The organism is Ruegeria sp. P10 (genome assembly GCF_056534925.1).
The window spans coordinates 245009-258841 of sequence record NZ_JBQERJ010000005.1 but is presented as its reverse complement, the minus strand read 5'-3'; the positions used below and the strand labels follow the sequence as shown (position 1 = coordinate 258841).

The following is a 13833-nucleotide window of genomic DNA, read 5'->3' as shown; positions in this document are numbered from 1 at the left end:
AAAAGATGGCAGAGCCGAAGAATGAAGATTTTCTGGACGATATCGCAACCGCCGAGGCCGAAGAGCTGGCCGAAGAGCTGATGGATATCAGTGAAGAAGAACTGGAACTGGACGCGCTGCGGGCCGAACGGGATGACTATAAAGACAAGTTCATGCGCGCGCTGGCGGATGCCGAAAACATGCGCAAGCGCAGCGACAAGGCGCGCCGCGATGCGGAACAGTATGGCGGATCCAAGCTGGCCCGCGATATGCTGCCCGTCTATGACAACATGAAGCGCGCCCTGGAAGCTGCGACGGATGAGCAGAAAGAAGTGGCTGCTGGTTTGCTGGAAGGCGTCGAATTGACCATGCGCGCCTTGAAGGACGTGTTCCAGAAGCACGGAATCGAAGTGATCACACCCGAAGTGGGCGACCGGTTTGATCCGAACGTGCATGAGGCCATGTTCGAGGCGCCTGTCCCCGGAACCAAGGCAGGAGACATCATTCAGGTGTCCGCCGAAGGGTTCATGTTGCACGATCGTCTGCTGCGCCCGGCACAGGTGGGCGTGTCGTCAACCCCGGCAAGCTGAAACGCGCCCAAGGGCGCGTGCCTTCGGCGAGAGTATTTGGGAAAAGATGAAGGGGCGGTCAGGATCTGGCCGCCTCTTTCAGTTTGTAGATCAGATCGAGGGCCTCGCGCGGGGTCAGTTCGTCCGGCAGGATCTGGTCCAGCATATCGGTGACTGGCGACGCTTTCGGGACCGGCTGCGGCGGGGGCGGTGAGGCGGAAAACAGCGGCAGATCGTCGATCAGCGCCTTCTGCTTGCCGCCCTCGCGTTCCGTTTTCTCCAACTGGTCCAGAACCACGCGGGCGCGTTCGACCACGGATGCGGGAAGCCCGGCCAATTGCGCGACCTGCACGCCATAGGAGCGGTCGGCGGCGCCCTTGTGGACCTCGTGCAGGAATATCACCTCGCCGTCCCATTCCTTGACCGCGACGGTGGCGTTTTCGACGCCTTCCAGTTTACCGGCCAGCGCGGTCAGCTCGTGGTAATGCGTGGCGAAAAGCGCGCGGCAGCGGTTGGCGGCGTGCAGATGTTCCAGCGTGGCCCAGGCGATGGACAGGCCGTCATAGGTGGCGGTGCCACGCCCGATTTCGTCCAGGATCACCAGCGCCCGGTCATCAGCCTGGTTGAGGATGGCGGCGGTTTCCACCATCTCGACCATGAAGGTCGACCGGCCCCGCGCCAGATCGTCGGACGCGCCTACGCGGCTGAAAAGCTGGCTGACCACGCCGATATGCGCCTGCTCGGCCGGGACGTAGCTGCCCATCTGGGCCAACAGGGCGATCAGCGCATTCTGGCGCAGAAAGGTCGACTTACCGGCCATGTTCGGACCGGTAAGTAACCAGATGGCGGCGCCGTCCTCGGCGCTGAGGTTGCAGTCATTGGCGATGAAGGCATCGCCCGATTGCTGGCGCAGCGCGTGCTCGACCACCGGATGCCGACCGCCCTGAACGCTGAACGCCCGGGACGCGTCTACCTGTGGTCTGCACCAGTTTTCACCGCGGGCCAGATCTGCCAGCGCGGTGGTCATATCCAGTTCGGCCAACCCTCGGGCGGCTTGATTAAGTCGCGCAGCGAGGTTCAAAATCTCATCAGAAAGCCTTTGATAGAGCCGCTTTTCGATTTCCAATGCCAGGTTGCCGGCATTCAGTATGCGGGTTTCGATCTCGCTGAGTTCAACCGTGGTGAAGCGCACCTGGTTGGCGGTGGTCTGACGGTGGATATAGGTCTCGGAAAAGGGCGGGTTCAGCATCTTCTCGGCGTGGGTGGCCGTGGTTTCGATGAAATAGCCCAAAACGTTGTTGTGCTTGATCTTCAACGAAGCGATGCCGGTATGTTCCGCATATTTCTGCTGAAACCCGGCAATGACCGAGCGGCCTTCGTCCCGCAGGGTGCGTGCCTCGTCCAGTTCGGAGTCGAAACCCGGCGCGATGAAGCCGCCATCGCGCGCCAGCAGCGGCGGGTCGGCGACCAGCGCCTGATCCAGCAGGTCGAGCAGATCGTCAAAGCCCACAAGGTTCTGCACCGCAGTCGCCAGCAGCACCGGCAGGTCCTGACCTTCGCAGATTTCGGAAATTGCCTGCGCCTGCGCCAGCCCGTTGCGGATGGCGGCCAAGTCGCGCGGGCCGCCTCGGTCCAGCGACAGGCGCGACAGGGCGCGGTCCAGATCGGGAGTTTTGCGCAGAGCCTCGCGCAGGTCCGATGCGATCAGGCTGTCTTCAGCGGCAAAACTGACCGCGTCCAACCGTCCGTGAATAACATCGAGGGTACGCGAAGGGCTGGACAGGCGCTGCTCCAGCAACCGTGCGCCGCCGGGCGTGACCGTACGATCCACCACGGATAACAGCGATCCGGCGCGCCCGCCGGACAGGGATCGAGTCAGTTCCAGATTGCGACGCGTGGCGGCGTCGATTTGCACAACACGGTCCTCGGATTCCTTGAGTGGTGTTTGCAGCAGGGGTAGTTTGCCTTTTTGAGTAATCTCCAAATAGCCAATCAAGGCACCCATCGCCGATACTTCTGCGCGCCCGAAGGACCCGAACGCGTCCAGAGCATTCACATGAAACAATCCGCAGATGCGTTTTTCCGCCGCAGTGCTGTCGAAGCTGGCTCGTCCAATTGGTGTCAGCGAAATTCCCAGATCTCGTACCGTTTCCTGCAAAGGCTGTTCCACCCCGTCGGCCACGATCAGCTCGGATGGGGCCAGCCGGGCCAGCTCGGGGCTCAGCCGGACCGAGGTCAATGGCATCACGTGAAACGCCCCGGTTGAGATATCTGCCCAAGCCAGCGCGGCCTCGTCGCGCACCTCGGAATAGGTAGCCAGAAAATTGTGACGACGGGCTTCCAGCAGGGCATCCTCGGTCAGCGTACCGGGTGTCACCAGTCGCACGACATCGCGCTTTACGACTGATTTAGAGCCTCTTTTCTTCGCTTCAGCGGGGCTTTCCATCTGTTCGCAGACAGCGACGCGGAACCCTTTGCGGATCAGTGTCAGCAAATACCCTTCGGCGGCGTGAACCGGCACGCCACACATTGGAATGTCAGTTCCGTTGTGTTTGCCGCGTTTGGTCAGGGCGATGTCCAGCGCCTCGGCGGCGTTCACGGCATCCTCAAAGAACATCTCGTAGAAATCGCCCATGCGATAGAACAGCAGGGCATCCGCGTGGGCCTCTTTGATTTCCAGGTATTGCGCCATCATCGGCGTGACGTTGGACAAGGCTGCTCCCCTCTGGCGTATTCCGGCGCGACCTTACAAACCCGGCCCCTGCGACGAAAGGTGAAAACGTATTGTCGTTGAGACGCGCCTTTGCCTGCGCTATGAGGCAAAAGCCCAACAGATGTAAAGAAACGACATATCCGATGCCCAAAGCGAAGATCACCAAAGAAGAGGCGCTGGCCTTTCACCTCGACCCGACCCCCGGCAAGTGGGAGGTGCAGGCCACCGTCCCGATGACCACGCAGCGGGATCTGTCATTGGCCTACAGCCCCGGTGTGGCTGTCCCATGTGAAGCCATCGCCGAGGCGCCGGAAACCGCGTATGACTATACCAACAAGGGCAATCTGGTCGCTGTGATCTCGAACGGGACGGCGGTGCTGGGTCTTGGCAACCTTGGTGCACTGGGCTCGAAACCGGTGATGGAGGGGAAATCCGTTTTGTTCAAACGGTTCGCCGACGTGAACTCGATCGATATCGAGCTGGACACCGAAGACCCGGATGAGTTCTGCCGCGCGGTTCGACTGATGGGGCCGACCTTCGGCGGCATCAACCTGGAAGACATCAAGGCGCCCGAATGTTTCATCATCGAACAGCGCCTGAAGGAAGAGATGGACATCCCGGTCTTCCATGATGACCAGCATGGAACAGCGGTGATCTGCGCGGCGGGTCTGCTGAACGCTCTGCATATCTCGGGCAAGAAGATCGAGGATGTGAAGATCGTTCTGAACGGGGCCGGGGCGGCAGGAATCGCCTGTATCGAATTGCTCAAGGCGATGGGCGCCCGCCATGAAAACTGCATCGTCTGCGACACCAAGGGCGTGATCTATCAGGGCCGGACTGAGGGAATGAACCAGTGGAAGTCGGCGCATGCGATCACAACCGACCTGCGCACATTGGAAGACGCGATGAAGGGCGCGGATGTGTTCCTGGGCGTTTCGGTGAAAGGCGCGGTCACGCAGGATATGGTTGCCAGCATGGCTGACAATCCTGTCATCTTTGCGATGGCCAATCCCGATCCGGAAATCACCCCGGAAGAAGCGCACGAGGTCCGTGTGGACGCCATCGTGGCGACCGGGCGCAGCGACTATCCAAACCAGGTGAATAATGTTCTGGGCTTCCCCTACCTGTTCCGCGGTGCGTTGGACATTCATGCCCGCGCCATCAATGATGAGATGAAGATCGCCTGTGCCCACGCACTTGCAAATCTGGCGCGCGAGGATGTGCCGGATGAGGTCGCCATGGCCTATGGCAAGTCGCTGACCTTTGGGCGGGACTATATCATCCCCACGCCGTTTGACCCGCGCCTGATCCACCGTATCCCGCCCGCTGTTGCCAGGGCGGGGATGGACACCGGTGCCGCGCGCCGTCCGATCATCGACATGGACGCGTATGAGCTGAGTCTGAAATCCCGGATGGACCCGACCGCCAGCATCCTGCGCGGGCTGAACGCCCGGGCGCGACAGGCGCAAAGCCGCATGATTTTTGCTGAGGGCGATGATCCCCGCGTGCTGCGTGCAGCGGTCATGTATCAGCGGTCAGGTTTCGGCAAGGCGCTTGTGGTTGGTCGGCCAGACGATGTTAAGACCAAACTGGAAGCCACGGGCCTGGGCGACGCTGTGCGTGAAATCGAGGTCGTGAATGCGGCCAACACCGCGCATCTCGAGACCTATTCGAATTTCCTTTATGAGCGTTTGCAGCGTAAGGGCTTTGACCGTAAAGATATTCACCGTCTGGCCGCACGGGACCGGCACGTGTTTTCCTCGCTGATGCTGGCCCATGGGCATGGTGATGGTCTGGTCACCGGCGCAACCCGCAAGTCCGCGCATGTGCTCGACCGGATCAACCATGTGTTTGATGCCGATGCCGCCAACGGTGCCGCCGGTGTGACAGCTTTGTTGCATAAAGGTCGGATTGTCCTGATTGGCGACACTTTGGTACATGAATGGCCCGACGAAAACGATCTGGCGAATATTGCCGAACGTTCGGCCGCAGTTGCCCGGCATATGGGGCTGGAGCCGCGCGTGGCTTTTGTCAGCTTCTCAACCTTTGGCTATCCGGTGTCAGAACGTGCTGAAAAGATGCACCGCGCCCCGGCTGTTCTGGATCAGCGCGGCGTCGACTTTGAATACGAAGGTGAAATGACGGTGGATGTCGCCCTGAACGTCGAACAGCAAGCGGCCTATCCGTTCTCGCGTCTGACCGGTCCGGCGAATATCCTGATCGTTCCCGCACGGCACTCGGCCAGCATCTCGACCAAGCTGATGCAGGAAATGGGCGGTGCCACCGTGATCGGGCCGATCCTGTCGGGCGTCGACAAGCCGATTCAGATTTGCTCGACCGTCTCGACCGCGAACGATATTCTGAACATGGCCATTCTGGCCTCGTGCGACATCGGGTAACCCATGACAATCTGGAACCTCGGCTCGATCAACGCGGATATGGTCTATGACTTGCCGCATCTGCCTGCGCCAGGGGAAACTCTGGCCGCCCACGGGCTGGACCGGTTTCTTGGCGGGAAAGGTGCCAATATGTCAGTGGCGGCTGCGCGGGCCGGATCACGCGTCAGCCATATCGGTGCCGTCGGGCATGATGGGCGCTGGGCGAAGGATCGACTGACGGAATATGGTGTGGACACACGCTATATCTCTGAGGTGGATCTGCCGACCGGGCACGCGATTATTGCGGTGGACGCCGAGGGTGAGAACCTGATCATCCTCTATCCGGGGGCCAACCATGCTTTGGATATCAGCCATCTGGGGCAGGCGCTGTCATCGGCAAGCACCGGTGATCTGCTGATCTTGCAGAATGAAACCAACGCACAGGTCGAAGCTGCGCAATTCGGGCGCAAACTTGGATTGACCGTGTGTTATGCCGCTGCACCGTTTCAGGCACAGGCGGTTCAGGCGGTTCTGCCCTATCTGGATTTCCTGATCCTGAACGAGATCGAGGCCGAACAATTGCGGCAGGAAACCGGGATGGGTGCGGCTGACCTGCCCGTGCGGCATGTCATTGTCACGCTGGGCTCAAAAGGTGCCCGGTATTTGCAGCAGGGCAATGACCCGGTGGAATTTTCGGCCCACAAGGTGCAGGCCGTGGATACCACCGGGGCAGGTGATACTTTTACCGGCTACGTACTGGCTGGAATGGATCGGGGAATGCCGATGGAACAGGCCATTCTGCAAGCGAACCGCGCCGCTGCCCTGATGGTCACGCGGCACGGGACTGCGGATGTCATTCCCGATCTGAGAGAAGTGCGCGACGCGTCCTTCGATTAAGAGCCGGCGAAAGGCGCATCTGAACCCCAAAGCTGTTTGACACGCGCGTCACGGCCACAGGCTTTGCGATATGCTTTATAGGCGTTTTGCTGACGTTTCGGCCCAAAGCGGGTAAAGATCAGCTTGTTCCCTTTGTAGTAATCCTGATGATAGGCCTCGGCAGGGTAAAACGTGCCCGCGTTCAGGATCGGGGTGACCACCTTTTGGCCCAATGCCCGCTCTGCATTTTTCTTCGCCTGTTCCGCCAACGCCTTTTCGCTCGGGTTAGAGACGAAAATTGCGGTTCGATAGCTGTCGCCCCGGTCGCAGAACTGACCACCGGCATCCGTTGGGTCAACCGAGCGGAAGAACATGTTCAGCAGCGTTTCACGTGACACCCGGGCCGGATCGAAAGTGATCTGAACCGCTTCATAATGGCCAGTGCTACCTTTGGAGACCTGATCATAGGTGGGGTTGGCCGAATTGCCGCCGGTATAGCCCGACACAGCCCCGACAACGCCCGGTACCGATTCAAAATCGGACTCAACACACCAGAAACAGCCCCCCGCAACTGTCAGCGTTTCGGCCCCTGCCGCGGGGGCGGGCAGAGCGCGCAACATCGCAGCCAACGTGATCAGGGTGAAAAGAATGGCCGGTTTGAAGGCTTCCAGAAAAGCGGTTCGTGACATGTCGGGTCTCCTTTCGGCACCAAGGTGACCCGAACCCGAATGACATTCAATTGCCTGACATCTGATGTCACGGTCTGGTGAGGCAAGTTTATCGGCGGCGGATGTCAGTGGAACAGCTTGCGCAGGCCGTCTTGGCGGAGTGACAGGGCGCCCCGGCGAGGTGGAATTCCGCGGTGAACCTGCCTTCGGCTTAACCCAGCAGCTGCCCCAGTTTCATCGCAACGCCCATATTGCCCGAGATTTTGAGCTTGCCCAAAGCGACACCTGTCATCGGGTTCAGTTTTCCGGTCAGAAGCTTGGTCAGGTTGTCCTGCGAGATGCGGATCGTGCAATCCGTTTCCTGGTCCCGTGTCGATGCCTGACTGTCGGCCAGAACAATCACGCCGTCCTCGCCACAATCGAATTTCAATGAGCCGTCAAAGGTTTTGCCGTTCAGGCCTTTTTGAATTTCGTCGGCGATATGCTGAAGCATCCGGGTTCCTTTCGCAGTTACCGAATGCGTAAAACGTCAGGTATCGAACAGGCAAGGCTGACCCGACTGGAACTTCCGATCACGATGCGCCAAGGCTCTGAACGGTTCGCGCGCACGGCTCGCCATCGTAGAAAGCGTCAAGAACGGCCTGGAACTCGGCCGGAGCATCTGCCACCGAGGAAAACAAGGTCATCGAAGAGCGAAGCTTTTTCGCGTCAACCCCGCCCAGTATGTCGCTGGCGTCGCGCCCCTGATGCAGCAACATCAACGAGGCCGCTTGCGTCAGACGGTGGCGCAGTACCGGGTGGTTCAGATAGCGCTTGGCTTCATCCAGATCTTCGATGCCGTAAAGCTGCGCCATATGCGATTGGCCCAGCTCGGCCAGTTGCGGAAAAACGAACCACATCCAATGGCTGGTCTTCTGCCCCCGTTCCAGTTCGCGCAGGACATCGGCCCAGACCGTATCCTGCGCTTCGATGAACATTTCCAGTTCGTCGTTCAGACCGTCATCTTCGGTCACTTGGACAACCGCTTGTCGCGCGCGGCCAGCAGTTTCAACCGCAGCGCGTTCAGTTGGATGAAGCCCGCGGCGTCTTTCTGATCATAGGCACCCGCGTCTTCTTCGAAGGTCACATGCGCCTCGGAATACAGCGAATGATCCGACCAGCGGCCCACGGTCGAGGCCAGACCTTTGTACAGCTTCACCCGCACGGTGCCGGTGACGTGTTCCTGGCTCTTGTCGATGGCGGCTTGCAGCATTTCACGTTCAGGCGAGTACCAGAAGCCGTTGTAGATCAGTTCCGCATATTGCGGCATCAACTGATCCTTCAGATGCATCGCGCCCCGGTCCATGGTGATGGATTCGATGCCGCGATGCGCCTCAAGCAGGATGGTGCCGCCGGGTGTTTCATAGATGCCGCGCGACTTCATGCCAACAAAGCGACCTTCAACAAGGTCCAGTCGGCCAATGCCGTGCTTGCCGCCATATTCGTTCAGCTTGGTCAGGATGGTCGCGGGGCTCATCGCCTCGCCATTGATACTGACCGCGTCGCCTTTTTCAAAGCCGATCTCGATGAATTCCGGCTGATCGGGCGCGTCCTCGGGGTGGACGGTGCGCTGATAGACATAGTCGGGCGCCATATCCGCAGGGTCTTCCAGAACCTTTCCTTCGGACGAGGTGTGCAGCAGGTTGGCATCGACCGAGAAGGGGGCCTCGCCGCGCTTGTCCTTGGCGATCGGGATCTGGTTCTGTTCGGCGAATTCCAGCAGCTTGGTGCGGCTTGTCAGATCCCACTCGCGCCAGGGTGCGATCACTTTGATGTCGGGGTTCAGCGCATAGGCCGCCAGTTCGAACCGCACCTGATCGTTGCCCTTGCCGGTCGCGCCGTGGGCGACCGCATCAGCACCGGTGGCTTCGGCGATTTCGACCAGACGTTTCGAAATCAGGGGGCGCGCGATGGACGTGCCCAGCAGGTACAGACCTTCGTACTGCGCATTGGCGCGGAACATCGGGAAGACGAAGTCGCGCACGAATTCCTCGCGGATATCCTCGATATAGATGTTCTCGGGCTTGATCCCGAGCAGCTCGGCCTTTTTGCGAGCGGGCTCCAGCTCTTCGCCCTGTCCCAGATCGGCGGTGAAGGTGACGACCTCACAGCCATATTCGGTCTGCAACCATTTCAGGATGATCGAGGTATCAAGGCCACCGGAATAGGCCAGAACAACTTTCTTGGGCGCGGACATCTGACTTCCCCTTATGCGTAAGACGATTGGCCCCTAGCGGGTTTTCGACGTGGGGGCAAGTTGTGAGGATTGACGCAGTACCTGAATTGAGGTGAAACGGGTGCAGAGAATAACAAGCATTGGTTGAAGGGGCGGTTTCAAATGTTGGGATGGCAAATATTTGTGCATTCGGTGCGGATGGTATTTGGAAACATCAAGCAGGTGCTGCAGATTACGGTTGGCCCTGCCCTGATTGCGACAATCATCATCGTGGGCGTGTTCATGGCGCTTGGTATTCCGCTTGAGGCGCTGGATGAAAACGCAGTCGATCTGCCACCGGGTGTAACCGCAGGTTCAGCCTTTGTTTTTGTGGTTGTTTTGCTGGCGGTAATGTTCGTCACCATGTTCTGGATCGCGGTGTCATGGCACCGCTTCATCCTGATGGAAGAGTACCCCACGGGAATACTTCCGACATTCCGTTTCGACAGGATTCTTGCCTATTTCGGTCGCTTCCTGATGTTGGGGATTTTGATGGTGATCGCTTATATCCCCATCGGTCTGGTCGCTGCTGCATTAGGCGAAGGTTTTGCAGGGCTTTCGATCATTCTGATGATTGCATACTCCGTTTTTCTGGTCGTATGCTTCTATCGCCTGTCAATTATTCTGCCCGCGGCGGCGATAGGAAATCCCATATCGCTCGGTGAGGCATGGAACAACACATCCGGGGTCAGTGGTGCAATCTTGTTGCTGCTCCTCATTGCATTCCTGTTCCAGGTGTTGGTGCAGCTGGCTTTCGCCGCCTTGGCAATAATACCGGTGCTGGGCGTTTTACTGACCGTGTTCTTCGGCACGCTCATCCTTCCGATGATCAACGTCAGTATCTTTACCACAATGTACGGCGTCTTCATCGAAAAGCGCGAACTGTCCTGAGCGGCGTACACATATGTATTCCTTGCCCTTATCGCGATGATGGGGCAGGGAAATCGACATGACTGATTTCATGACCCGCGCCCGCGCTGCCGAACAGGCGATGCGCTCTGTGTTTCCGGCGACGCCATTGCAGCGGAATGCCCATCTGTCTGACCGCTACGGCGCCGATATCTGGCTCAAGCGTGAGGACCTCAGCCCGGTGCGGTCTTACAAGATCCGTGGTGCGTTCAATGCCATGCGCAAGCAGCAGGGGCAGGACCTGTTTGTCTGTGCCAGTGCTGGCAACCACGCGCAGGGCGTGGCGTTCATGTGCAAGCATCTGGACGTGAAGGGTGTGATCTTCATGCCGGTAACGACACCGCAGCAGAAAATTCAAAAGACCCGCATTTTCGGCGGCGACAATATCGAGATCCATCTGACCGGCGACTATTTCGATGATACTCTGGCGGCCGCTCAAGCCTGGTGCACGCAACAGGGCGGATATTTCCTGTCGCCATTCGACGATACGGATGTGATTGAAGGCCAGGCCTCACTGGCGGTCGAGATCGAAGAGCAATTGGGCGGTGTGCCGGATCATATCGTTCTGCCGGTTGGCGGCGGTGGCATGTCCTCTGGCGTGGCCACATGGTTCGGGGATCGCAGCCATTGTCTGTTTGTCGAACCGGCCGGAGGTGCCTGTTTGCGCGCTGCTTTGGCTGCAGGGCACCCTGTTTCGCTGGATCATGTGGATACCTTTGTCGATGGCGCTGCGGTCGGCCGAATTGGCGAGAAACCGTTCGAATTGTTGAAATCACGCCATCTGTCGGATGTGCTGGTTCTGTCCGAGGACCGAATCTGCACCACCATGATCGAGATGCTGAATGTCGAAGGCATTGTTCTGGAGCCCGCCGGCGCGCTGGCGATCGAAGCGGTGGGCGATATTCAAAGCTTTGTACGGGGCAAGACCGTGGTCTGCGTGACATCCGGAGGCAATTTCGATTTCGAACGCCTGCCCGAGGTCAAAGAACGCGCCCAACGCTATTCCGGGGTGAAGAAGTATTTCATCCTGCGCCTGCCGCAGCGCCCCGGCGCGTTGAAGGAGTTTCTGGGTATTCTCGGCCCCGAGGACGATATCGCCCGCTTTGAATACATGAAAAAATCGGCGCGCAATTTCGGTTCGGTTCTGATCGGGATTGAAACCCGCAAGCCTGAAAACTTCATGCGTCTGTTCGCGCATCTGGATGAGGCAGGGTTCACCTACACGGATATAACCGAAGACGAAACGCTGGCGCAGTTCGTGATTTAATCCAGATTCTGGCGCAGCTCAGCCTCGAATTTCTGTTTCGAGCTGTCAAATACGGCCAGAATAGCGGGCAGATCGACATCCTCGCCCTGACCCGCGGCCGCCTGCCGTTCGCCGTCCTGACAGAGTTTCGAGAACTGGTCGAATCCAAGACTGAGCGCGCTGCCCTTCAGGAAATGCAGGTTCTGTTCCAGCTCGGACCGGCTTGTATCCTGATGCAGGCGGGCGATGACCTCCTGCACTTCCTCCAGAAAGATGTCGACCACCTCATCAAACTCATCCGGGCCAACCTCGTCCCGCAATTGTCGGACTCTGCCCCAGTGGATCATACTGCGTCACCTGCTGTTGAACATGCGGTTTCAGGAATAGGCAACACCAGTAAAAACCGGGTTAACAGCCAAGCGGGATTGCGGCCTTCGGTCTTCACCGGATGTTAAAACCGTCGCCACTAGGATCGCCCTGTGTGAATGAACGCATCAGGTCAGAGGGTAAATGGTGCCAAGGGCGAGTCTTGAGGAAACCAGATCAGATCTGGATTTCGGCGCGATCCGTAAGGTGCTGGTTGTTGATGACAGCCGTTTGCAGCGGCGCATCCTGGTTGCATCGCTCAGAAAGTGGGGCTTTGAGGTGGTCGAGGCCGATACGGGCGATGCGGCCCTGGCGCATTGTCTGGACGATCCGCCTGATCTTGTTCTCAGCGATTGGGTCATGCCGGGGATGAGCGGGCTTGAGTTCTGCAATGCGTTTCGCGCCCTGGATACCGATCAATATTGTTATTTCATCCTTCTGACTTCCAAAAGTGAAAAGCAGGAGGTTGCGCGCGGACTGGATGCCGGGGCAGACGACTTTCTGATCAAACCCCTGGAGGCGGATGAGTTGCGGGCGCGCATATCCGCAGGCGCGCGCATTCTGGACATGCAGCGCGAGCTTTCACAGAAAAACCGCCTGATCGAATCCGCGCTGGAAGAACTCAGGCTGGCGCATGACGCGATCGACAAGGACCTCATGCAGGCCCGAAAAATCCAGGAATCGCTGGTTCCGGAATTTACGCGGAGCTTTGGAAAATCCCGGGTCAGCCTGTTGTTGAAACCCTGCGGCCATATCGGAGGAGACCTTGTTGGCATGTTCTCGCCCGGGGTCAATCGGCTGGGGTTCTACAGCATAGATGTATCCGGGCATGGCATCACCTCGGCCATGATGACGGCGCGTCTGGGCGGTTATCTTTCCAGCAAGCATTTCGATCAAAATGTCGCAATGGAAAAGAGGTTCAACAAATTCTATGCACTGCTGCCTCCGGAAGACGTCGCAAGCATGCTCAATTCCCGATTGATGGCGGATGAGGGGATCGAGGAATATTTTACGATGGTCTACGCCATTGTGGATCTTCGAAACGGGCATCTCAAGATGGTGCAGGCCGGGCATCCGCATCCGCTTCTGCTGCGGCAGGATGGCAGCACTGAATTTCTGGGTGATGGCGGGTTGCCGATCGGGCTGATCGAAGATGCGAGTTTTCAGCAAATCGAGATTCACATGAAACCCGGCGACAAACTGTTGGTGTATTCAGACGGGTTTACCGAATGTCAGCTTGCCGAAGGCGGTTTGCTAGAGGAAGACGGTTTGCGACAGATGGCCCAGCAGTGCATTTCTGAAAAGGGCGGGTCGGAGTTTCTGGACGACATGTTCTGGCGATTGACCCAGGAGATTTCGCCCAAAGATGGCATTGGGGATGACGTATCCGCCGTTTTCTTTGAATATAACGGGCCTTAAAGCGAACTGAGATGCATTTCCGCAAAGTGCCGGTCACCGTCATTGCCCAGCAATTCAATGGCATCGGCGGCTTCCATCCACAGTGCTTCGTGGAATGCCTCGCTCGGCGGGCCCTTGCGGCGTACGGGACGGGCGCGGTAGATCAGGCAGACCTTTTCGGCCCACAGATCGTATTCGGGCATATAGGTGAACCGACGAAAAGCGCCGATGCGACGCGGGTTGGCAACGTGCCACCCGGTTTCTTCATAGACTTCGCGATGCAAGGCCGAAATCGGTGATTCGCCCGGATCGATGCCTCCACCCGGCAATTGCAGATCCGGGCCCGGTTCGGTCTGACAGGTCAACAGCAATTGGCCGCCACGTGGCAAAAGGGCATATACGCCAACCCTTCGGGTGTATTTCCGCCCCGTCTCGGGGGTTTCACCGAACCGCCTGATCATGTATGGCCCCTTTCAA

13 protein-coding genes are annotated in these 13833 nt (G+C 58.5%); 6 read left to right on the top strand and 7 right to left on the bottom strand.

The window, feature by feature from the left end; genetic code table 11:
* Positions 1 to 5: 5 nt before the first annotated feature.
* Positions 6 to 569 carry a nucleotide exchange factor GrpE gene (locus ACR0FB_RS10890; protein ID WP_171116719.1) on the top strand — a complete coding sequence of 188 codons (564 nt, stop codon included), beginning with the start codon at positions 6 to 8 and terminating at the stop codon, positions 567 to 569.
* A gap of 58 nt (positions 570 to 627) precedes the next feature.
* Here ACR0FB_RS10890 and mutS read toward each other — a convergent pair whose 3' ends face one another.
* Positions 628 to 3243, bottom strand: coding sequence for a DNA mismatch repair protein MutS (mutS, locus tag ACR0FB_RS10885; RefSeq protein WP_480620681.1), 2616 nt, complete (start codon positions 3241 to 3243; stop codon positions 628 to 630).
* Positions 3244 to 3404: 161 nt separating this feature from the next.
* Here mutS and ACR0FB_RS10880 point away from each other — a divergent pair, with 161 nt between their 5' ends.
* A complete protein-coding gene (locus ACR0FB_RS10880; protein WP_171724010.1) occupies positions 3405 to 5660 on the top strand; it encodes an NADP-dependent malic enzyme in 2256 nt (751 codons plus the stop codon).
* Between the two features lie 3 nt (positions 5661 to 5663).
* Positions 5664 to 6536 (top strand): ribokinase, encoded by an 873-nt coding sequence (locus ACR0FB_RS10875; protein ID WP_171724011.1) that lies wholly within the window; start codon positions 5664 to 5666, stop codon positions 6534 to 6536.
* On the opposite strand, the gene msrA is transcribed toward ACR0FB_RS10875, so the two are convergent.
* From msrA to ACR0FB_RS10855, 4 genes are all read right to left on the bottom strand, one after another.
* The gene (gene msrA / locus ACR0FB_RS10870) at positions 6533 to 7135 is read right to left on the bottom strand and encodes a peptide-methionine (S)-S-oxide reductase MsrA (RefSeq protein WP_480620680.1); all 603 of its coding nucleotides are present in this window, start codon (positions 7133 to 7135) and stop codon (positions 6533 to 6535) included. The two genes, ACR0FB_RS10875 and msrA, sit on opposite strands and share 4 nt — an antisense overlap.
* 259 nt (positions 7136 to 7394) lie before the next feature.
* Positions 7395 to 7676: an SCP2 sterol-binding domain-containing protein gene (locus ACR0FB_RS10865; RefSeq protein ID WP_210093134.1), complete on the bottom strand. Its 282-nt coding sequence runs from the start codon at positions 7674 to 7676 to the stop codon at positions 7395 to 7397.
* A gap of 79 nt (positions 7677 to 7755) precedes the next feature.
* Complete coding sequence (locus tag ACR0FB_RS10860; RefSeq protein ID WP_210093252.1) at positions 7756 to 8160, bottom strand: DUF1810 domain-containing protein; 405 nt, start codon at positions 8158 to 8160, stop codon at positions 7756 to 7758.
* 32 nt (positions 8161 to 8192) lie between these two features.
* A complete protein-coding gene (locus tag ACR0FB_RS10855; RefSeq protein WP_152459598.1) occupies positions 8193 to 9419 on the bottom strand; it encodes an argininosuccinate synthase in 1227 nt (408 codons plus the stop codon).
* 249 nt (positions 9420 to 9668) lie between these two features.
* Between ACR0FB_RS10855 and ACR0FB_RS10850 the strand changes: the two genes are divergently transcribed.
* A complete protein-coding gene (locus ACR0FB_RS10850) occupies positions 9669 to 10328 on the top strand; it encodes a hypothetical protein (protein ID WP_480620619.1) in 660 nt (219 codons plus the stop codon).
* A gap of 58 nt (positions 10329 to 10386) precedes the next feature.
* The gene (gene ilvA / locus ACR0FB_RS10845; protein WP_480620618.1) at positions 10387 to 11613 is read left to right on the top strand and encodes a threonine ammonia-lyase IlvA; all 1227 of its coding nucleotides are present in this window, start codon (positions 10387 to 10389) and stop codon (positions 11611 to 11613) included.
* Here the strand turns inward: ilvA and ACR0FB_RS10840 are convergent.
* Entirely contained in the window at positions 11610 to 11939 is a 330-nt protein-coding gene (locus ACR0FB_RS10840; protein WP_170345824.1) for an Hpt domain-containing protein, read from the bottom strand. The genes ilvA and ACR0FB_RS10840 overlap by 4 nt on opposite strands.
* Before the next feature lie 163 nt (positions 11940 to 12102).
* Here ACR0FB_RS10840 and ACR0FB_RS10835 point away from each other — a divergent pair, with 163 nt between their 5' ends.
* Positions 12103 to 13377 carry a PP2C family protein-serine/threonine phosphatase gene (locus tag ACR0FB_RS10835; RefSeq protein ID WP_171635382.1) on the top strand — a complete coding sequence of 425 codons (1275 nt, stop codon included), beginning with the start codon at positions 12103 to 12105 and terminating at the stop codon, positions 13375 to 13377.
* On the opposite strand, the gene ACR0FB_RS10830 is transcribed toward ACR0FB_RS10835, so the two are convergent.
* Positions 13374 to 13817 carry an NUDIX hydrolase gene (locus ACR0FB_RS10830; RefSeq protein ID WP_171635384.1) on the bottom strand — a complete coding sequence of 148 codons (444 nt, stop codon included), beginning with the start codon at positions 13815 to 13817 and terminating at the stop codon, positions 13374 to 13376. The genes ACR0FB_RS10835 and ACR0FB_RS10830 overlap by 4 nt on opposite strands.
* Positions 13818 to 13833: the final 16 nt, after the last annotated feature.